At 68.5% G+C, this 18,906-nt stretch carries 22 protein-coding genes; 16 read left to right on the top strand and 6 right to left on the bottom strand.

Going from position 1 to position 18,906, the window contains the following annotated elements; translation table 11 throughout:
- Nucleotides 1–69 precede the first annotated feature (69 nt).
- Nucleotides 70–1,554, top strand: a complete 1,485-nt coding sequence (locus AB0H88_RS11400) for a hypothetical protein (RefSeq protein WP_357643210.1) — start codon at nucleotides 70–72, stop codon at nucleotides 1,552–1,554.
- Between the two features lie 83 nt (nucleotides 1,555–1,637).
- Here the strand turns inward: AB0H88_RS11400 and AB0H88_RS11395 are convergent, their stop codons facing one another.
- Both AB0H88_RS11395 and AB0H88_RS11390 read right to left on the bottom strand, forming a co-directional pair.
- Nucleotides 1,638–2,984 carry a hypothetical protein gene (locus tag AB0H88_RS11395; protein ID WP_357643208.1) on the bottom strand — a complete coding sequence of 449 codons (1,347 nt, stop codon included), beginning with the start codon at nucleotides 2,982–2,984 and terminating at the stop codon, nucleotides 1,638–1,640.
- Nucleotides 2,985–3,158: 174 nt separating this feature from the next.
- Entirely contained in the window at nucleotides 3,159–4,361 is a 1,203-nt protein-coding gene (locus tag AB0H88_RS11390) for an NADP-dependent malic enzyme (RefSeq protein ID WP_357643206.1), read from the bottom strand.
- 261 nt (nucleotides 4,362–4,622) lie between these two features.
- Here AB0H88_RS11390 and AB0H88_RS11385 point away from each other — a divergent pair, with 261 nt between their 5' ends.
- The 4 genes from AB0H88_RS11385 (at nucleotide 4,623) to AB0H88_RS11370 (ending at nucleotide 7,601) form a co-directional block, all read left to right on the top strand.
- Entirely contained in the window at nucleotides 4,623–5,489 is an 867-nt protein-coding gene (locus AB0H88_RS11385; protein ID WP_357643204.1) for an ABC transporter substrate-binding protein, read from the top strand.
- The gene (locus AB0H88_RS11380) at nucleotides 5,444–6,322 is read left to right on the top strand and encodes an amino acid ABC transporter permease (RefSeq protein WP_357643203.1); all 879 of its coding nucleotides are present in this window, start codon (nucleotides 5,444–5,446) and stop codon (nucleotides 6,320–6,322) included. The genes AB0H88_RS11385 and AB0H88_RS11380 overlap by 46 nt, the downstream gene beginning before the upstream one ends.
- Nucleotides 6,319–7,062 carry an amino acid ABC transporter ATP-binding protein gene (locus AB0H88_RS11375; protein WP_357643201.1) on the top strand — a complete coding sequence of 248 codons (744 nt, stop codon included), beginning with the start codon at nucleotides 6,319–6,321 and terminating at the stop codon, nucleotides 7,060–7,062. The genes AB0H88_RS11380 and AB0H88_RS11375 overlap by 4 nt, the downstream gene beginning before the upstream one ends.
- A 101-nt stretch (nucleotides 7,063–7,163) precedes the next feature.
- A complete protein-coding gene (locus AB0H88_RS11370; protein ID WP_357643199.1) occupies nucleotides 7,164–7,601 on the top strand; it encodes a CGNR zinc finger domain-containing protein in 438 nt (145 codons plus the stop codon).
- Here AB0H88_RS11370 and AB0H88_RS11365 read toward each other — a convergent pair.
- Nucleotides 7,571–7,927: a S24 family peptidase gene (locus tag AB0H88_RS11365; RefSeq protein ID WP_357643197.1), complete on the bottom strand. Its 357-nt coding sequence runs from the start codon at nucleotides 7,925–7,927 to the stop codon at nucleotides 7,571–7,573. The genes AB0H88_RS11370 and AB0H88_RS11365 overlap by 31 nt on opposite strands.
- Before the next feature lie 30 nt (nucleotides 7,928–7,957).
- Here AB0H88_RS11365 and sodN point away from each other — a divergent pair, with 30 nt between their 5' ends.
- The 3 genes from sodN (at nucleotide 7,958) to AB0H88_RS11350 (ending at nucleotide 9,709) form a co-directional block, all read left to right on the top strand.
- Nucleotides 7,958–8,359 (top strand): superoxide dismutase, Ni, encoded by a 402-nt coding sequence (gene sodN / locus AB0H88_RS11360; protein ID WP_214640147.1) that lies wholly within the window; start codon nucleotides 7,958–7,960, stop codon nucleotides 8,357–8,359.
- Nucleotides 8,360–8,486: 127 nt separating this feature from the next.
- On the top strand, nucleotides 8,487–8,912 hold the full coding sequence (locus AB0H88_RS11355) for an anti-sigma factor (protein WP_357643196.1): 426 nt from the start codon (nucleotides 8,487–8,489) through the stop codon (nucleotides 8,910–8,912).
- A 17-nt stretch (nucleotides 8,913–8,929) separates the two neighbouring features.
- Nucleotides 8,930–9,709: an RNA polymerase sigma factor SigF gene (locus AB0H88_RS11350; protein WP_357643195.1), complete on the top strand. Its 780-nt coding sequence runs from the start codon at nucleotides 8,930–8,932 to the stop codon at nucleotides 9,707–9,709.
- A gap of 57 nt (nucleotides 9,710–9,766) precedes the next feature.
- Here AB0H88_RS11350 and AB0H88_RS11345 read toward each other — a convergent pair whose 3' ends face one another.
- Nucleotides 9,767–10,159, bottom strand: coding sequence for a hypothetical protein (locus AB0H88_RS11345; RefSeq protein WP_357643194.1), 393 nt, complete (start codon nucleotides 10,157–10,159; stop codon nucleotides 9,767–9,769).
- Nucleotides 10,160–10,249: 90 nt separating this feature from the next.
- On the opposite strand from AB0H88_RS11345, the gene AB0H88_RS11340 reads away from it, so the two are divergent.
- Together AB0H88_RS11340 and AB0H88_RS11335 are read left to right on the top strand one after the other, a co-directional pair.
- Nucleotides 10,250–11,215 (top strand): diacylglycerol kinase family protein, encoded by a 966-nt coding sequence (locus tag AB0H88_RS11340; protein ID WP_357643193.1) that lies wholly within the window; start codon nucleotides 10,250–10,252, stop codon nucleotides 11,213–11,215.
- Nucleotides 11,216–11,493: 278 nt separating this feature from the next.
- Nucleotides 11,494–11,748: a WhiB family transcriptional regulator gene (locus tag AB0H88_RS11335; RefSeq protein WP_357643192.1), complete on the top strand. Its 255-nt coding sequence runs from the start codon at nucleotides 11,494–11,496 to the stop codon at nucleotides 11,746–11,748.
- Between the two features lie 12 nt (nucleotides 11,749–11,760).
- Here AB0H88_RS11335 and AB0H88_RS11330 read toward each other — a convergent pair whose 3' ends face one another.
- Nucleotides 11,761–13,233 (bottom strand): histidine kinase N-terminal domain-containing protein, encoded by a 1,473-nt coding sequence (locus AB0H88_RS11330; RefSeq protein WP_357643191.1) that lies wholly within the window; start codon nucleotides 13,231–13,233, stop codon nucleotides 11,761–11,763.
- 213 nt (nucleotides 13,234–13,446) lie between these two features.
- Here AB0H88_RS11330 and AB0H88_RS11325 point away from each other — a divergent pair, with 213 nt between their 5' ends.
- On the top strand, nucleotides 13,447–13,710 hold the full coding sequence (locus AB0H88_RS11325; protein ID WP_357643190.1) for a hypothetical protein: 264 nt from the start codon (nucleotides 13,447–13,449) through the stop codon (nucleotides 13,708–13,710).
- Nucleotides 13,707–14,426, top strand: a complete 720-nt coding sequence (locus AB0H88_RS11320; RefSeq protein WP_357643189.1) for a GntR family transcriptional regulator — start codon at nucleotides 13,707–13,709, stop codon at nucleotides 14,424–14,426. The genes AB0H88_RS11325 and AB0H88_RS11320 overlap by 4 nt, the downstream gene beginning before the upstream one ends.
- A 42-nt stretch (nucleotides 14,427–14,468) precedes the next feature.
- On the opposite strand, the gene AB0H88_RS11315 is transcribed toward AB0H88_RS11320, so the two are convergent.
- Complete coding sequence (locus tag AB0H88_RS11315) at nucleotides 14,469–15,050, bottom strand: hypothetical protein (RefSeq protein ID WP_357643188.1); 582 nt, start codon at nucleotides 15,048–15,050, stop codon at nucleotides 14,469–14,471.
- Nucleotides 15,051–15,150: 100 nt separating this feature from the next.
- Between AB0H88_RS11315 and AB0H88_RS11310 the strand changes: the two genes are divergently transcribed.
- The 4 genes from AB0H88_RS11310 (at nucleotide 15,151) to AB0H88_RS11295 (ending at nucleotide 18,884) form a co-directional block, all read left to right on the top strand.
- A complete protein-coding gene (locus tag AB0H88_RS11310; RefSeq protein WP_357643187.1) occupies nucleotides 15,151–16,119 on the top strand; it encodes a hypothetical protein in 969 nt (322 codons plus the stop codon).
- A gap of 99 nt (nucleotides 16,120–16,218) precedes the next feature.
- The gene (locus AB0H88_RS11305) at nucleotides 16,219–17,379 is read left to right on the top strand and encodes a sensor histidine kinase (RefSeq protein ID WP_357643186.1); all 1,161 of its coding nucleotides are present in this window, start codon (nucleotides 16,219–16,221) and stop codon (nucleotides 17,377–17,379) included.
- An 84-nt stretch (nucleotides 17,380–17,463) separates the two neighbouring features.
- On the top strand, nucleotides 17,464–18,117 hold the full coding sequence (locus tag AB0H88_RS11300; protein ID WP_357643185.1) for a response regulator transcription factor: 654 nt from the start codon (nucleotides 17,464–17,466) through the stop codon (nucleotides 18,115–18,117).
- Entirely contained in the window at nucleotides 18,114–18,884 is a 771-nt protein-coding gene (locus AB0H88_RS11295; RefSeq protein ID WP_357643184.1) for a hypothetical protein, read from the top strand. The genes AB0H88_RS11300 and AB0H88_RS11295 overlap by 4 nt, the downstream gene beginning before the upstream one ends.
- The last annotated feature ends 22 nt before the right edge of the window (nucleotides 18,885–18,906 follow it).

Raw genomic sequence — 18,906 nt, 5'->3', positions numbered from 1 at the left:
TGTTACCAGAGTGACCAGAGGGTCGATAGGGTCTTAACAACCTGCTTGTTAACTTTGTGGAGATCCTCAGTGAAGCGCCTGCTCGTCCCCCTGACCGCCGCCAGCCTGAGCGCCGCCGCCCTCGCCCTTCCCGCCAACGCCGCCCCCGACTGGGTCCAGGACCCACTCGCCCCCAAGGCCGCCGAGGCCTACAGCAACGCCTACTTCTGGCTCGACGCCAACGGTGCCGCCCTCAAGAAGGCCACGCAGTACAACGTCGACGCCAAGGACGTACAGAAGCTGGTCTCCACGCAAGCGAAGACGCCCGACGGCAAGCCGGGCTCGGCCTCCCCCACCGGCACCACGCCCGCTGCCAGCAAGACCAAGGCCGTGAACCTGCCCAAGACCATCGGCAAGGTCTTCTTCCTCGACAGCGGCGGCAACTACCGCTGGTGCTCGGCCACGTCCGTCCAGGCCAGGAACCGCAACCTGATCGCCACGGCGGGCCACTGCGTCTACGAGCGCGGCAAGGACGTCTTCCGCAAGTGGGTGTTCGTCCCCGGCTACTTCCAGGGTAAGGCGCCCTTCGGTGTCTACGCGGGCGCCTACGCGTTCACCAGCTACGACCTGGACACCTACGACGACTACGACGGCGACTTCGCGTTCGTGGCCGTGCACAACGGCTTCGCGCTCCCGAACGACAAGAAGGTGTCGTTCAAGGAGTTCCAGGAGTGGCGCGGCGACAAATGGGTCAAGCCGGTTGAGATCAGCCCCGCCGAGTACGCCAAGTGCGTCCTGACTCTCGGCCACTGCTGGTCCGAGGGCGCCGACACCCCGGCCGACAAGGTGGGCCCCGACTTCCCCGCCGCGGTCCTGGAGAAGGTCGAGGTAGGCGACAAGGAGTACGAGGCCGCCAAGACCGGCAAGGGCAACGGCTTCAAGCTGGGCGAGCCCGAGACGGTGCCCGTCACCCTGCCGGAGTACGAGGCGTACAAGGGCCCGGGCAAGAAGACCATCGACAAGTCCGGCAATTACCTCATCACCCACTACTACCTACAAAAGTGGGTCAAGCCCGGCCTTTCACGCAAGTACTACACGGCCGAGTACGTCATCGGCATCGCCAAGGACCTGGGCCGTCTCGGTGACGCCGTCGGCGGTCAGGGTGTCGCCTGGAACCAGCCCATGGGCCAGACCGTCACCGCCTTCGGCTACCCCAGCGCCCCCCACCCCGACGGCGACAAGGCCTTCACCGGCGTGACGCCCAAGTGGTGCGCCGGCAAGACCGGTACGAAGACCTACCAGGTCAACACGTTCAAGGTCGAGACGCACCAGGTGCTGAAGTGCTCCATGACCCCCGGCGCCGACGGCGGCCCCTGGCTGATGAAGTACGACAACAACAAGCGCACCGGCTACGTCAACGGCGTGACGAGCATGTTCCACGACCAGGATGGCAACGGCCGGATCGACTTCATCAGCTCCGCCTACTTCGACGGCGAGACCGCTGACGTCTACAACAAGGCCCAGTACGCCGAGACCAAGTCGATCGTCGGCCCCAACGGCGAGATGATGCAGTAATAGGTTGAACGAAACGAGCCCGCCACCGGAGATCCGGCGGCGGGCTCATCTCATAAAAGCGGGCTCATCTCATGAAGGAAGGCTCACACGGCCGACAGCTCGCGCAGCGCCCGCACCACAGGTTCGCTCTTGTACGGCTCCAGCCGCCGACGCAGATCTGCCGCGTACGAACGAGACCGCACCGACTGCAGCTCACCGGCCAGCTTGAACGCGGTCTCCGCCACCTTGCACGCCTCCTCCAACTCTCCGCACTGCAGCAGCCCGGCCGCCAGGAGCGACAGGTTGAACATCCGCCCGCGCACGTAGCGGCCGTCCATGTCGAGCGAGCGGTGCGCCTGCCGGACGACCCGCTCCCCCTCCCCCAGGTCGCGGAAGCAGTGGGCGAACTTGGCCGACAGGTACGCCTCGTCGAAGTAGCTCAGCCAGGCCGGCTCGTCGGCCGGGGCCCGCGAGTCGAAGGCCACCTCGGCCGCGTGCAGCGCGTTGCCGCAGGAGCGCGCGTCGCCGAGGCCCGCCTGGGCGTGTGCCTCCAGCACCAGGCCGGAGCACAGCAGGGTGTGGACGCCCGCGCGGCGGGCCGAGAGCTGGGCGGCCCTGGCCAGATCGAGCGCGTGGGCGTGCTGGCCCATGTAGATGGCCTGGTGCGCCATGCCGGCCAGGATCTCGCCGCCCAGCGCGTGGTCGTCGGCACCCTGGGCCAGGCGCAGCGCCTGGATCAGGTAGCGCTGGGCCAGGCCGTGCTGCTCCAGGTCGTAGGCCATCCAACCGGCCAGGCGGGTCAGCTCCGCGGCGGCCCCGGCCAGTTGCCTGCCCGTGGCCTCGCCGTAGGCGCCCTCTTTGAGCAGTGGCGAGACCGCGGTGTCGAGGTATTTGATGACCGACGCGCGGACGCGTCCGCTGCCGAACCTGTTGTCGAGCTCACCGAACGAACGGGTGACCTCGTGGATCGCGGTGATGTCGGCCCTGCCGACGCGGCGTGCGCCAGAGCCGCCCGGGCGTTCTTCCGGCGGGGCCGTCAGCCAGCGGACGGCCCCTACCGAGCCCGCGCCGATCGCGAAAGTCGAATCGATCAGGAACCGCCGCCTGTCCATATCGGCCCGCCAAAGCGCCGTCACGGTCGCGACTCCCTCCTTCCACGTGTGCGTGAACTCCTGTCCGAGATCCAGGGGTGTAACGATGGCCGGCATGCCCACCTCCACGGGGGAGAAGGGCCTGCCGAGCCGGAGTGCGAAAATCTCGGTAAGGAGGCACGGCACAGGGTCCCGAGGCCGCTGACCGCCGATCCAGCGCAGCACGGAGCTGTGGTCGTATTTCAGGCCAGGGGTGCCACGCGCGGCTCCCAGGTCGTTGAGGCGCCTGGCCAACCCCTTGTGGGAGAAGCCGGCCTCCGCGATCAGCTGCTGTAGCAGTCGATTGGGCTCGCGTTCCATCGCTCTCCTCGCGGCAACAGGAATCTGCGCCCGCATCCTTACAGAGAGCCCTCTTTATAGCACGGAGAGTAAAGGAAATTTGGCGGTTTCCTGAGGGAGTAGCGGGTTCCCGAGAAGGTACAGGTTCCTGCGGGAGTAGCGGTTGCCGACGAGCTACAGGCGGGCGACGGCGAGCTACAGGCGGGCGACCCCGTCGGCGCGGGCCTGGGCGGCGACGGCGGCGGTCACCGCGGGCGCCACGCGCGCGTCGAACGGGCTGGGGATGACGTAGTCGGCCCTGACGTCCGCGCCCACCACGTCCGCGAGCGCGACGGCGGCCGCGACCTTCATGTTCTCGGTGATCGTGGTGGCCCGGACGTCGAGCGCGCCGCGGAAGACGCCGGGGAAGGCCAGCACGTTGTTGATCTGGTTGGGGAAGTCGGAGCGGCCGGTCGCGACCACCTTGGCGTACTTCGCGGCCACCTCGGGATGCACCTCGGGGGTGGGGTTGGACAGGGCGAACACGATCGAGTCCGCGGCCATCGAGGCGATGGCCGCCTCCGACACCGTCGAGCCGGACAGGCCGAGGAAGACGTCGGCGCCCGCCAGGGCCTCCTCGGTCGAGCCCTTGTGACCCGCCTTGTTGGTGTCGCGGGCCAGTGCCGCCTTGACCGGGTTGAGCCCTTCCCTGCCGTCGTAGATCATGCCCTTGGAGTCGGCGACCGCGATGTCGCCGATGCCGGCCTCCAGGAGGATCCGGGTGACCGCGACCCCGGACGCGCCGGCTCCGGCCACCACGGCGCGCAGGTCGCCCAGAGAGCGGCCGGTCAGGCGGGCCGCGTTGGTCAGCGCGGCGAGGGCCACGATGGCGGTGCCGTGCTGGTCGTCGTGGAAGACCGGGATGTCGAGCAGGTCCCGCAGCCGGTCTTCGACCTCGAAGCAGCGGGGCGCGCTGATGTCCTCCAGGTTGATGCCGCCGAACGAGGGCGCCAGTCGCACGACTGTCTCGACCAGGGCGTCGACGTCGGTGCAGTCGAGGCAGATCGGGACCGCGTCGACGCCCCCGAACTCCTTGAACAGCAGCGCCTTGCCCTCCATCACGGGCATGGCGGCCGCCGGGCCGATGTCGCCGAGACCGAGCACGGCCGTGCCGTCGGAGACGACGGCGACCACGTTGGAGACCCAGGTGTAGTCGTTGACGAGTGACGGCGTGTCGGCGATCGCGGTGCAGACGCGGGCGACCCCGGGGGTGTAGGCAAGGGAAAGGTCGTCGGCGTTGCGGACGGGAATGGTGGATCGGACCTCGAGCTTCCCGCCGCGGTGCAACGCGAAGGCGGGATCGAGATCGAGGGATTCGACGGAAGCGGGTGTGGTAGTCACAGCGACCCCAGTAGTCATCGGACGGATGAGACCTTCGGCAGACGGCGCGAGAGGCCTGGCTTCGGTAGCCGCCAGATGCCCCTCCTCGATCGTCTCGTGAGAGGGGTTACGGGGGTCACCCGTCGCTCCATAGTGCCACATGCTGAGATGGGGTCTGTCTCAGTACCGACTCCGTTCCGTTGACGCATTGTTAATTGTCAGATGACGGACCGCAGCAAAAGCCCATTTAAACTTCACAAAAACCAACTTTCCTTACATATCACTCGAGGAGGCCTGCACATGGCCCTCTGGCCCAGGACGCGCCGTGGCTACACCACCGGTGCGCTCGCCCTGACCGCCGCCCTGGCGCTGTCCGCCTGCGGCAGCACCTCGCAGACGGGCACCAGCGCCTCGTCCTCCGCATCCGCCACGGCGGCGGGCGGAGTACAGCTGGTCGCCCCCGGAAAGCTGACCACCTGCACCAACCTGCCGTACCCGCCGTTCCAGTCCAAGGACGCCAGCGGCAAGGTCGTCGGGTTCGACGTGGACATGATCGACCTGGTCGCCAAGAAGCTGGGGGTGACGCAGGACATCGTGGACATCGACTTCGACTCGATCAAGGGCGGCGCCGCGCTGAGCGCCGCCAAGTGCGACGTCGCCGCCGCCGGTATGACGATCACGCCGGACCGCAAGCAGCACCTCGACTTCTCCAACCCCTACTTCGACGAAGTGCTCGGCCTGGTGACCAAGAAGGGCGCCGGTGTGCCCGACCTCGAGACCGCCAAGACCAAGGGTCTGAGCGTCGGGGTGCAGGCCGGCACGACCAGCCTCACGCTCGCCAAGGGCAAGGGCATCGAGGCCAAGGAGTTCAAGGACTCCGGCAAGTTGCTGCTCGCGCTGCAGTCCGGCCAGGTCGACATGGTGATACAGGACCTGCCGGTCGTGGTCGACTGGATGAAGAAGCCGAACGTCTCCTCCGCCTATGAGCTGTCCGGCCAGGTGCCGACCCACGCCCAGTACGGCTTCGCCGTCAAGAAGGGCAACGCCGCGCTGCTCAAGGTCATCAACGAGTCCCTGGCCGAGGCCATCAAGGACGGCACCTGGACCAAGGAGTACCAGGAGTGGATGGGCGCCGCGCCCGTCACGACCCCGACGCCCACCTCCTGATCATGACGACCACGCCGACCACGGCTGAGCCCGCGAAAAGCGGGCTCAGCCCCCGCCAGCGCCGTCGCGTCAGCCTCGCCATCCAGTACGCCGTCTTCGCCCTGGTCCTCATCGCGGTGATCCTGCTCGCGGACTGGCCGAGGATCTTCGAGAACTTCCTGAACGGCAAGGTCGCCGCCGGGATGTTCCCCACGCTGTTCACGGTGGCGTTGAAGAACACCCTGATCTTCACCGTCGCCGGCTATGTGATCGGCTTCGCGCTCGGTCTCGTGCTGGCGCTGATGCGGTTGTCCTCGGTGGTCCCCTACCGGGTGGTCGCCCTCGTCTACATCGAGATCTTCCGCGGCCTGCCCGCGCTGATCATCTTCCTGCTGCTCGGGTTCGGCCTGCCGATCGCCTTCCCCGGGTTCAAGCTCCCCGGTGACGTCTACGGGACGGTGGCGCTCGCGCTGGGCCTGGTGGCCGCCGCCTACATGGCCGAGTCGTTCCGCGCGGGCATCCAGGCGGTGCCCAAGGGGCAGATGGAGGCGGCCAGGTCGCTCGGCATGAAGCCGGGCCGGGCGATGCTCTCCATCATCCTGCCCCAGGCCATCAGGATCGTGATCCCGCCGCTGACCAACGAGCTGATCCTGCTGTTCAAGGACTCCTCGCTGGTCTTCACGCTGGGCGTGACGGCGGCGACCACCGAGCTGACCAAGTTCGGCTCCGACACCACGATCGACCAGGCCAACAGCACGCCGCTGATCGTGGCCGGCGCCACTTACCTGCTGATCACGATCCCGCTCGGGTTCGTGGTACGCCGCCTCGAAGCGCGCCAGGGGAGGAAACGGTGACGCACGCCGTAGAGATCAGGGAACTGCACAAGTACTTCGGCGACAACGAGGTGCTCAAGGGCATCGACTTCACCGTCGAACCCGGCCAGGTGGTCTGCGTCATCGGCCCCTCAGGATCCGGCAAGTCGACGCTGCTGCGCTGCGTGAACGTGCTGGAGACGCCCACCAAGGGCCGGGTGTTCGTCAACGGCGTGGAGCTGACCCATGCCGACGCCGACATCGACGCCGCCCGGCGGCACGTCGGCATGGTGTTCCAGCAGTTCAACCTCTTCCCGCACCTGACCGCGCTGCAGAACGTGATGATCGCCCAGCAGCGGGTGCTGAACCGCAGCAAGAAGGAGGCCGAGATCGTCGCCAGGGAGAACCTGGCCAAGGTCGGCGTCGGCGACAAGTGCGACGAATATCCCGGCAAGCTCTCCGGCGGACAGCAGCAGCGGGTGGCCATCGCCAGGGCGCTGGCCATGAACCCGGACCTGATGCTCTTCGACGAGCCCACCTCGGCGCTGGACCCCGAGTTGGTCGGCGACGTGCTCGCCGTCATGCGCAAGCTGGCGGAGGAGGGCATGACCATGCTGGTGGTCACCCACGAGATGGGGTTCGCCCGCGAGGTGGCCGACCGCGTGGTGTTCATGGACGGCGGGGTGATCGTCGAGGAGGGATCGCCCACCGAGGTGATCGGCGACCCGAAGCAGGAGCGGACCCGCTCCTTCCTCAGGCGCGTCCTGCACCCGGAGGGCTGACCTTCAGCGGGGCCTCCAAAGCGGGGCCCGAGGCAGGCCTCTGCGGCCCGCGGCGGGGCGTCCGAGGCCGGGGCGCCCCGCGGCTCGTGTAATACTCCGGCATGGACCTCACCTCTTACGCCGAGTGGGCGGTCCGGCTGGTGAACGATCCGCACCCGCCGGCGGAGCTCATAGAGCTGCATGACGAGCTGGCGGCCCTGTTCGACGGGACCGGTGGCGAGCAGGCCGTCGTGGCGCGGCTGAACGCGCTGCTCGTGCGCCATCCGGTGCGCCCCCAACTGTCGGACCACGACGGGCAGCGCTGGCACCTCCACCTCGCTGTGGACGCGCACGGCACAGCCGCCGCCGGCGCCGTGATGGGCCTGGCCGCGCTGGTCGCCGAGTTGGGCGCCGACCGGCTCGGCCGCTGCCAGGAGCCGCAGTGCCCACGGGCCTTCCTCGACACCTCCTCCAACCGCTCGCGCCGTTACTGCTCCGCCCGGTGCGCCAGCAGGGCCAACGTCGCCGCCTACCGCGCCCGCCGCAGGAGCGGCCAGTAGCGCAGCACCACCCGGCCCACGATGTCGTTCACCGGGCCGAAGTCCCAGCTGTCGCGGCGCCCACCGGCCCGCTGGTTGTCGCTCTCCAGCCACCAGCCGTCATCGCCGTGCCAATGGGCCCGCTTGACGATCAGCCGACCGGGCTCACCTGGCAGCCGCGCCACGACCAGATCGCCGGGACGCACCGCGGCGCCACGCCGTACGAGAAGCCAGTCGCCGGGCACCAGCGCGGGCCGCATCGAATCCCCCTCGACACGCACTCTCATGGGCTGTGACCCCCTCCGCCGCAGGCGTTTGGACCCGAGTAAGGTCGGTAGTTGGACCAAGCTGATTCAGCATCAAGGAAGGACTTTCTGATGCTCGCACGACTGCTACGACCCAAGCATGTCGCTTCCGCCCACTGCGACCTGCCCTGTGGGGTGTACGACCCCGCGCAGGCCCGGATCGAGGCGGAGTCGGTCAAGGCGATCATGGAGAAGTACGCGGCCAACGAGGACCCGATCTTCCGCGCCCGCGCGCTCTCCATCAAGGAGGAGCGGGCCGAGCTGGTCAAGCACCACCTGTGGGTGCTCTGGACCGACTACTTCAAGCCCCCGCACCTCGAGCAGTACCCTCAGCTGCACCAGCTCTTCTGGGAGGCCACGAAGCTCGCCGGCGCGGCAGGGGGCAAGGGCACGGTCGAGGTGACCAAGGCCGAGGACCTTCTCGGCAAGATTGACGAAATCTCCAAGATCTTCTGGGAGACCAAGGCCGCCTAAATCGGCACAAAGGCTCTGTGCGGCGACCTTCCGCGCAGAGCCTTTTCTGTCGATGGCGAGTCTGATTCCGCCAACCACCTCCCGGGAGCGGTAAGTTGCAGTCAGCGCCGTTTACGCGAGGAGGAACGTGACCGAGGAAACCGAGACGCGGGCTGAGGGCGTGGCCGGCATCCGCGACGTGGTGAGCATCAGGCTCCCGGCCGCGAGTGCCTACCTGTCCGTACTGCGTACGGCCACCGCCGGGCTGGCCGCACGGCTCGACTTCACGCTGGACGAGATCGAGGATCTGCGGATCGCGGTCGACGAGGCGTGCGCGATGCTGCTGAGCGAGGCTGTGCCCGGGACCGAGCTGACCGCCGAGTTCGAGCTGACCGGGCAGGAAATGCAGGTCAGGGTCGAGGTCGCGACGGTCGGCAGCCCCGCGCCAAAGCGGGACGACTTCGCCTGGATGGTCTTGACCGCCCTGGCAGACGATGTGGAAGCGGTGATCGACTCTCCCGATCGCATGGCGATCGTCCTGCGGAAGCGCCGAGGCACGGCGAGGCCGGCGTGACGGAAAGGACGGGAGCCATGGCCACCAGCGACCACGCCGTGCCCGACAGGGTGCGGGCCCGCATCCTCTTCGCCGAGCTGGCCGAGCTGGGGCCTGACGAGCCGCGTCGGCAGCGCATCAGGGACGAGCTGGTCGAGCTTCACCTTCCTCTGGTCGAATATCTGGCCCGTCGCTTCCGCAACCGGGGCGAGTGGCTCGACGACCTCACCCAGGTCGCCACCATCGGGCTGATCAAGTCCATCGACCGCTTCGACCTCAACCGCGGTGTGGAGTTCTCCACCTACGCCACGCCCACGATCGTCGGCGAGATCAAGCGCCACTTCCGTGACAAGGGCTGGGCGGTGCGCGTGCCGCGCCGCCTGCAGGAGCTCAAGCTGTCGCTGACCAAGGCGATCAGCGAGCTGTCGCAGCGCGAGGGCCGGGCGCCGACCGTCGCGGAGCTGGCCGCCTTCCTCAAGATGACCGAGGAGGAGGTGCTCGAGGGTCTGGAGTCGGCCAACGCCTACTCCACCGTGTCCCTCGACGCGCCCGACTCCGGTGACGACGACGCGCCCGCCGTGTCCGACTCGCTGGGCATCGTGGACGAGTCGCTCGAAGGCGTCGAGTACCGCGAGTCGCTCAAGCCGCTGCTCGAACGGCTGCCGCCCCGCGAGAAGCGCATCCTGCTGCTGCGCTTCTTCGGCAACATGACCCAGTCGCAGATCGCCACCGAGCTGGGCATCTCGCAGATGCACGTCTCACGGCTGCTGGCCCGCACGCTGGCCCAGCTGCGCGAGGGCCTGACCGCGGACGACTGACCCTGGACAGACCGACCCTGGACAGACCGACCCTGAACGACTGACCCTGGACGACGACTAACCCTTCTGCGAGTCCTCGCCATATAGGGCGTGGGTGGTGGGGGGCGCGAGCAACGTGCCGAGGCCGGCGACGGCCACCACGATCAGCGGGATCCCATAGAGCGGCTTGTCCGACTGGATGAGCGTGATCGCGATGGGGAGCACGAAGATCTGGGCCAGCACGCTGGGCGATCTCCCCCATCGCTCCATCTTGTACAGGCCGCCCCAGGCCACCCAGACCAACCCCGCGCCGATCAGCACCCCGAACACCGACTCGGCCAGCGCGCTGGTGATGTCCTCCGCCGCGCCGGCCAGCGTCTCCACCGCGACGTACAGACCGAGACCGAGCGCCACCAGGCCCTCCAGGGCGACGATGAGCGCGGCGGCGAGAAGTGTCCATGGTCGGTTCACGCCCCAAACCCTATCGGTGCCCCTTGCCGCCTCCTGATTCCGACTAATGGCCGATAAGCCAGATATCGGACACCGGCTACGCTGAACGACATGCGAGCGATGCTCCTGGTCAACCCCAAGGCCACGACCACGAATGCCCGCCGGCGTGACGTACTGATCCGCGCGCTCGGCGCCGCCGTCGAGCTGACCGTGGAACAGACCCGGTACCGGGGCCACGCGGCCGCGCTGGCCACCACCGCGCACGCCAAGGGCTACGACGTCGTGGCCGTGCTGGGTGGCGACGGGACGATCAACGAGGCCGTGAACGGCCTGCTCAACGCCGTCAACGGCGACGACCCCGCGTACCAGGACGATCCCAGTGCCGGGCGGCCCGCGCTGATCGTCATCCCGGGGGGCAGCGCGAACGTGTTCGCCCGCGACCTGGGCCTGCCGAACGACCCGGTCGAGGCCACGGGCGCCGTGCTCGAGGCGCTGCGTGACGGCCGCCGCAGGACCGTGGGGTTGGGGCAAGCCCTTTGGGAGAACGAGAGCCGATATTTCACCTTCGGTGCTGGGATGGGGTACAACGCCGAGGTCATCCGAGCCGTCGAGGGGCTGCGCGGCACAGGCCGGAAGGCGACACCCACGCGATACGTCAACACCGCGCTGCGCCACTACCTCGCCACCGACAAGCGCCACCCGGCGATGACACTGAGCGGTCCCGGCATTCCCGCCGCCAAGGGCGTGTACATGGCCATCATCTCCAACGCCTCGCCCTGGACCTACATCGGCACCCGACCGGTCCTGCCCACGCCCTGGGCCGGCTTCGAGACCGGGCTCGACCTGCTGGGACTCCAAGAGATAGGCGTGACCTCGATACTTCCCGCCATCCGGCAGATCCTCACGGAGCGTGACACCCTTCCATCGGGCCGGCACCTCGTCCAGCTCCACGACGAGTCCGAGTTCACGCTCGCGGCGGACCGCCCTGTGGCCTTCGAGCTGGACGGCGACTACCTGGGAGAACGGGAGTCGGTGACATTCCGCTCTATCCCGAACGCATTACAAGTTCTGGTCTAGCTGGTTACATTCGGTCATTGTGTGACGCATCCGACATCCATCCACACCAAAACTTCCTACCAACCCTCTTGCGTGCACTCTCAGTGGCTGACAGGCTCAACTTTGACGTCGGAACGTAGGACCTTTAACAAGCCCCACCGGGTCCACTCCGACGCTCAGCGGGCAACCCCGGTCCAAAGCAGGATCCGGGTCACTGCTCGCGCGAGTTAGTGAAACTCTTCACAAAGTAGTAGCCGCACGGAGCCGACCAGAGGTTCCATCTACTAAGGAGTGAACGCATGGACTGGCGCCACCGAGCTGCCTGCCGTGACGTCGACCCCGAGCTGTTCTTCCCGATCGGAAACACCGGCCCGGCGCTCATGCAGATCGAAGAGGCCAAGCAGGTGTGCCGCTCGTGTTCGGCGGTCGACCTGTGCTTGAAGTGGGCCCTTGAGTCCGGCCAGGACGCCGGCGTCTGGGGCGGCCTGAGCGAGGACGAGCGCAGGGCCTTGAAGCGCCGCAGCGCCCGCGCCCGCGCTCGCGCCACTGCCTAGCCCAACCGCCCGTCAGGCGGTCGGCAACGGAATGGAGAGCGTCACTTCTGTGCCGCCCTCCAGGCGAGGGGCGATCGAGAGCTTGCCCGAGAGTTCGCCGACCACGAGCGTGCGGACGATCTGCAGGCCCAGACTCGTGGAATTGTCCAGTTCGAAGCCGGCGGGCAGGCCCTGACCGTCGTCCCAGACGGTCACGTGCAGCCTGTCGGGAGTCGGTTCCACGACCACTTGCAGGTGTTTGGGGCGGCCGTGTTGCAAGGCGTTCTGGAGAAGTTCGGTGAGAGCCATCGCCAGAGGTGTGGCGATGAGCGACGGAAGGGTGCCGAAGCTGCCTATCCGTCGCGGGGTGACCGCCGCCTCCGCCGCCGACACCTCGCCCGCCATCGCGATCACCCGGTCGGCGATGTCGTCGAAGTCGACGAACTCCTCCGGCGCGTGAGAGAGCGTCTCGTGCACGATCGCGATCGAGCCGACCCGCCGCACCGCCTCCTCCAGCGCCTCCCGCCCTTCGGGCACGCGCAGGCGCCGCGCCTGGAGCCGGAGCAGCGCGGCCACCGTCTGCAGGTTGTTCTTGACCCGATGGTGGATCTCGCGGATGGTCGCGTCCTTGGTCATCAGCTCGCGTTCGCGGCGGCGCAGCTCCGTCACGTCACGGATGAGCACCAGCGCGCCGATGCGGCCCCCGCCGACGATCAGCGGAATCGCCCGGAGCTGCACGATCGTCCCGCCGGACTCGACCTCGGTCTCCTTGGCCGCGCGCCCGCTGGCCACGATCATCAGGTCCTCGTTGATCGGCTCGTCGGAGTAGCAGAGCGTGGCGGTCACCCGGCCCAGCTCGGCCCCGACCAGATCCGCGTGCAGACCGAGCCGCCGGTAGGCCGACAGCGCGTTCGGCGACGCGTACGTCACGCGGCCCGCCCGGTCCAGCCGCAGCAGGCCGTCGCCGACACGCGGGGAGCGGACCAGGATCGGCTCCTCCCCGGAGAACGGGAAGCGTCCCTCGGCCACCATCTGCGCCAGGTCGGAGGCGCTCTGCAGGTAGGTGAGCTCCAGGCGCGACGGGGTGCGCGCCGAGGACAGGTTCGTGGAGCGCTGGATCACCGCGAGGAAGCGGGCCTCGCCGACCGGGACCGCCCGCCGTACGGGGATGGTCTCCTCACGCACGGGCACGCCCGTCGACCAGTCGGGGTCGCCTTCGCGGCAGATGCGCCGCTCGTTCCACGCCGTGTCGATCAGGTAGCGCTCGCCCTTGGCCGCGACGGTGCCGACGATGTCGTCGTGGTAGACGGTGGGCCCGGTGGTGGGGCGCATCTGCGCGATCGCGATCCAGCCGCCGCCCTCGCCCTGGAGCGGCGCCCACAGGATGAGGTCGGCGAACGACAGGTCGGCCAGCAACTGCCAGTCGGAGACCAGCGAGTGCAGCCAGTCGAGGTCCGCCGCATCGAGAGCGGTGTGGCGGACGACGAGGTCGCTGAGAGTCGGCACGAGTGCATCATGCGTGCTTTCCGCCGGAACAACCAAACCGGCGGCCCGGCCCGCCCCTCCCGCGATCATGCTCATCAGACCGCGAACACCGGTGAACACGGGCGTGTCGCCGTGCGGTCACCCGCCGATTTTCGGGAATCTCACACTGTGAAAACCGTCACACCATTCCGTTCGGTCGGCCCTCAGAGCGGGACCGCGCGGAGCGCAACGGAGGTGATCGCCACGTTGCTCATCTTTGACCCGATCTCGGTTCCCACCTCGGTTGCGACCACGCCTGCCACTGTGTATATCCTTCACAATCAACCTGAGCTGCCCGATCCGGCATGTATCACGGCGGGCGAGCCCGGTCTGACGACGAGCGCGCCCCTGCCCGTGTCGTGCCGGTGGTTGACCGCTCGGGCCAATCTGAGTTCCGATGATCTCGCGGTGATCAGACACGCCCTCACCGCCGTGGCAGAAGTGAAGGTGAGAGCGTGACGGACGACGGCCCTCGCGTACCGAAGTACTACGACGTGAAACGGAGTCTGCTCGAGCTCACCAAGAGCCTGTCTCCCGGCTCGGCGCTGCCTCCCGAGCGGACGCTGGCCGTACGCTTCGAGACCTCGCGCACCACTGTCCGTCAGGCGCTGACCGAGCTGGTCGTCGAGGGGCGGCTGCTGCGCATCCAGGGCAAGGGCACGTTCGTGGCCCAGCCGAAGGTGGCGCAGGTGCTGCAGCTGACGTCGTACATCGGTGACCTGCGCACGGCCGGCCTCGAGCCCGACACCAAGATCCTGGAGATCGGCTACATCACCGCCGACGAGCCGCTCGCGCGGCGGCTGGCCATCAACCCGGGCGGGCGCGTCCTGCGCATCCACCGCCTGCGGCTGGCCAACGGGGAGCCCGTCTCGATAGACACCACTCACCTCTCGGCCCGCCGCTTCCCCAGGCTGCGGCGGGAGCTCGAGGTGCACGCGTCCCTGTACGAGACGCTGCACAACGCCTACAACGTCCGGCTCACCGACGCCGAGGAGATCATCGAGACCGTGCTCGCCACGCCCTATGACGCGAAGGCGCTCGGCGTGGACGTCGGGCTGCCGATGCTGCTTCTGACGCGGCACGCCTTCGACGCCGACGGCAATCCGGTCGAGTGGGCGCAGTCGCTCTATCGCGGCGACCGGTACAAGTTCGTCACGCGCCTGCGCCGCCCCTGAGGCAGCCGCCGCGGTCACGCGCCCCCTGAGGGAGCCGCGTTTTCAGCAGGCCGCCTTCGGCAGGTCGCAGACTTTCGCCGTCATCCGCTCCGCCTGGGCGATGAGGCCCTTGAAGCGCTTGAGCGGCAGGCTCTTCGTCGCCCAGGCCGATCCACCCACGACGTAGACGGTCGCGCCGTTCCGAACGACGACCGTCTGCTCACCGCTCTCGAAGAAGCTGCTGCCGGCCCGGAGAGCGTCGTCGCCCACCTTGAGGGGCTTGGTGTAGTAGTGGTGGCGGTCGGGGCCCTTGCCGAAGTTCTTACACCGGGACAGGTCCGCGCGCAGCCCCCGCATCGCCGTACGGGCGGCGGAGACGCTCTTGTAGACGACGAGCTGCTCGTACTTGATCGTGTCTTCCGAGCGGTAGTGGACGGCCCGGGTCGCCAGCCGGTCGGCGGTCGAGGCCGTGCGGCGCTCGCACGGGTTCAGCCGGAGCGGGAGGCTCTTCGACTCCGTGGTCTTGTAGGTCTCCCACTTCTTGGCCGGTGGGTGGGTCTCCAGGAAGAGCATCCCGTCCGGCAGGGCGCCCGCCCCCATCGACATCGCCGCGGCGGCTGCCACGGCTACCCCGATCTGTAACATCTGGACCTCCAGCTCATTCGTCACCACAAGAGACGGCTTGCAATGCCGATTCGTTCAACTATTTCGGGACTTGCAGCCATTACGGGGTGATGATGCAGGCATGGCAAAGGCGATCGAACAACCCGTTCCCGGCGTCACGGTCGGACACGCTCTCCTCGGCCGCTCCAAAGGCGCGGCCCAGCCGGTGGACAAGATCGTCCATGACGGTGACACGATCAACATCGCGGCCGACGGCAACTTCGGCGTGCGCCTGCTCGGTGTCGACGCCCCCGAGGTCAGCTTCGAGTTACCCCGCAACCCGAACTTCCCCGACTTCCCCAAGGGCTTCGTCTCCATCGACAAGCCTGCCTGGACGACCTTCCTCACCGACCCGTTCGAGAAGGGCTACCAGGAGCTCACGCTCCGCACGGCCCTGCACAACAACCTGCTGGGCAGGCTGGGCCCGGCGGCCGCGCCCAACCACGCCGCCCACGCCGCCCCGGCCACCCAGGCGCTCAAGACCATGATGCAGCTCGACATCACCGAGCAGGGCCTCACCGACGAGACGTTCAAGATCAGGCTGGCCTTCGCGTACGAGATCCTCGACCGGTACGGCAGGCTCCTCTGCTACGTCAACCGCGACCAGCGCGACAAGCCGCGCCCCGATCCGTACAACGAGCGGCTGCTCGCGGCCGGGCACGTGATCCCCTACTTCATCTGGCCCAACGTCGACCCCTTCGTCCGCCAGGAGGGCCGGTTGGCCGACGCGGTGCCGGCGCCTGGCAGCGCCAGGACGGTCGCCGAGGCAGGGGCGCTGGGCAGGGCCAGGCAGGCCGTACGGCGGGCCCGTGAGGCGGGGCTGGGCCTCTGGGACCACGCGAACCCGCTCGCCGTGCTGCCGTTCGAGCTGCGCTTCCTGGCCCAGCGGCGGGCGCCCGACCGCTATGTGCTCGACCTGTCGGACAACGCCAGGGAGCTGCTGCACCCGCAGAGCTACTTCCGCATCCCCAATCCCGAGGACCGGCTGTTCGTCAACGCCGAGCACGCCCCGCTGTTCGGGGAGAAGGGCTGGTCCGTCCCGCCGCTGTGAGGCTGACCCATCCCGTCTGCGGGGTGGTGCTAGCCCTACCCCGCAGGCACACACCAAGCCCATGTCGCGCGGGCCCCGGAGGTCAATACCGTTGCTGTCATGAAAGTCCCCCGCCCGTGGTCGGCACGCGCCTGGCTCGACACGGCGCACGTCGTGATGGGGCTGCCTGTCGGCGTGATCCTCGCCGGGCTGACCCTCGCGTGCGCCGCGGTGCCGCCCCTGATGCGCCGCGGCCTGCCGCTCTTCACGCGGGTGCAGCGCTCCCGGTTCGAGGCGTTCCTCGGGGTGCGCATCCCGCCGGTGCGCTCGCCGATCATCTGGCGCAGCCGCATCACCTGGCGGCAGATCGGCTACCACCTGCTTTCGCCGCTGGTGGGGCTGGCCGGGACCGTCCTGGTGGCGGCCGCGTGGGGGACGGCCGTGGTGGGGCTGACGGCGTTCCTGCAGCCGATGCTGCAGGAGCCTCCGCTGGTGTTCCGGTTCAACCTGAGGGACCCGGTCGTGGTCTCCGCCTACATGGCGGTCGGGTTCGTCCTGCTGCTGGTGACTCCGACTCTGGCGCGGGGAATGGCGCACCTCGACCTGTCGGTGGCGCGTACGCTGCTCGGTCCCAGCCGCCACGAGCTGGGGCAGCGGATCGAGACGCTGACCGAGAGCCGCGCCGGGGTGATCGACGCGGCCGACGCCGAGCGGCGGCGTATCGAGCGGGACCTGCACGACGGCGCCCAGCAGCGGCTGGTCTCGCTGGCCATGAACCTCGGGCTGGCCCGCGCCACGCTGACCGACCTGCCCGAGCCAGCCCGCGAGGCGATCGCGCAGGCGCACGAGGAGGCCAAGCAGGCGCTCAAAGAGCTGCGCGACTTCGTCCGCGGCCTGCACCCCGCCGTGCTCAACGACCAGGGCCTCGACGCGGCGCTCTCCGGCATCGCCGCGCGCGCCCCCATCCCGGTGCGGCTGCGCGTCGACATCGACCTGCGCGCTTCTCCTACGATCGAGGCGGTGGCGTTCTTCATCGTGTCCGAGGCCCTCACCAACATCGCCAAGCACGCGGCGGCCACCAAGGCCCAAGTGAGCGTGCTCCGCGAACGCGACCGGCTGTGCCTGCGCGTCTTCGACGACGGCTGCGGTGGCGCCCGGCTCGACGGCGGCACCGGGCTGCGCGGCCTCCTCCAGCGGATCGACTCGGTCGACGGAACGCTCCGCCTGTCCAGCCCGCTCGGCGGGCCGACCACGATCGAGGTGGACCTGCCGTGCGAGTAGTAGTTCTAGCGGAAGACTCCGTTGAGGTGGACCTGTCGTGCGAGTAGTAGTTCTACCGGAAGACTCCGTTGAGGTGGCCCTGTCGTGCGAGTAGTACTGGCGGAAGACTCCGTACTTCTGCGCGAAGGGCTCGTCCGGTTGCTCGACGCGGCCGGCATGCGGGTGGTGGCGGCCGTGGACGAGGCGGAGGGCCTCCTGCGCGCCGCTGAGGAGCATCTGCCCGACCTGGTGGTCACGGATGTACGGATGCCTCCCACACACACGGACGAGGGCCTGCGCGCGGCCCTCGTGCTGCGCCGCGAGCATCCCGACATGCCGGTGCTGGTCCTGTCGCAGTACGTGGAGGAACGCTACGCGGCCCGGCTGCTCGCCTCGGCCACCGGGGGCGTCGGCTACCTGCTCAAGGACAGGGTGGCCGACGTGACCGACTTCATCGACGCGCTGCGCCGGGTGGCGGCGGGCGGCACCGCGCTGGACCCCGAGGTCGTCGCCCAGCTGCTGCTGCGCGGGCACAGCGACCCGCTCGACCGGCTGACGCCCAGGGAGGGCGAGGTGCTCAAGCTGATGGCCGAAGGCCGCTCCAACGCGGGCATCGGCCAGGAGCTGGTGCTCAGCGAGGGAGCCGTCGGCAAGCACATCGGCAACATCTTCACCAAGCTCGACCTGTCCCCGGCCGAGGGCGACCACCGCCGGGTTCTCGCCGTCCTGCGGTTCCTCAAGATCAGGAGTCTGTCATGAGGGCCCTGTGGCTGAGCGCTGGCGCCGTGGCGACCGTGTGCGCGTTGCTGATCAGCTGTGTCACGTTATGGCATGGGTTCGCCCACGCCAGTCCACCGACGGAGACCACCAGCAGGAGCATCGCGTTCAAGCTGTCACAGTTGAAGGTGATCGCGGGGCGCGGAAGCGTCAACGTCAGCATCCATCCCGGCGACGCCGGCGAGCTGTTCCTCGAACGGTCACTGCGCTGGTCGAAGACGAAACCGGCGGTCAAGGAGGACTGGGATGGCCGGACGCTGCGGCTCGACGCCTCCTGTCCGGACACGGACGAACGGGACGCGCCGGTCTGCGAGGCCGACTACACGCTGTTCGTGCCGGTGGAGACCGATGTCGAGGCGGAGTCGGCCAACGGCGGACTGGAGATCAACCGTATCTACGGCAATGTCCGGATGACCTCCGAGTCTGGTCCGCTCCGGGTGAGCGAGACATCGGGCACCGTCTGGGCCAGGAGCGGTTCCGGCAACATAGGGGGCAGGGCGCTCACCGGTGGCGAGGCCGACGTGGAGACCGGCTCGGGCCGGGTCGACCTGTCCTTCGACACCGCTCCGACGAACGTCCGCGCGGTCGTCAGAACCAGGGGGAGCGTCGCTGTGCTGGTCCCCGGCCTGGCCTACGACGTGGATGCGCGGGCCGAGAACCTCGACCTCGACATCAGGAAGGACTCCGCCTCGCCAAGAAAGATCACCGTGCAGGTGCTGGACGGCATGGCCACTGTCTGCTGCAGGTGAGGACCGGGAACCGGCCGTCATG

It is taken from the genome of Nonomuraea sp. NPDC050680, assembly GCF_040654555.1.
Classification (GTDB): Bacteria; Actinomycetota; Actinomycetes; order Streptosporangiales; family Streptosporangiaceae; genus Nonomuraea.
This window is presented reverse-complemented; position numbering and strand designations above follow the sequence as displayed.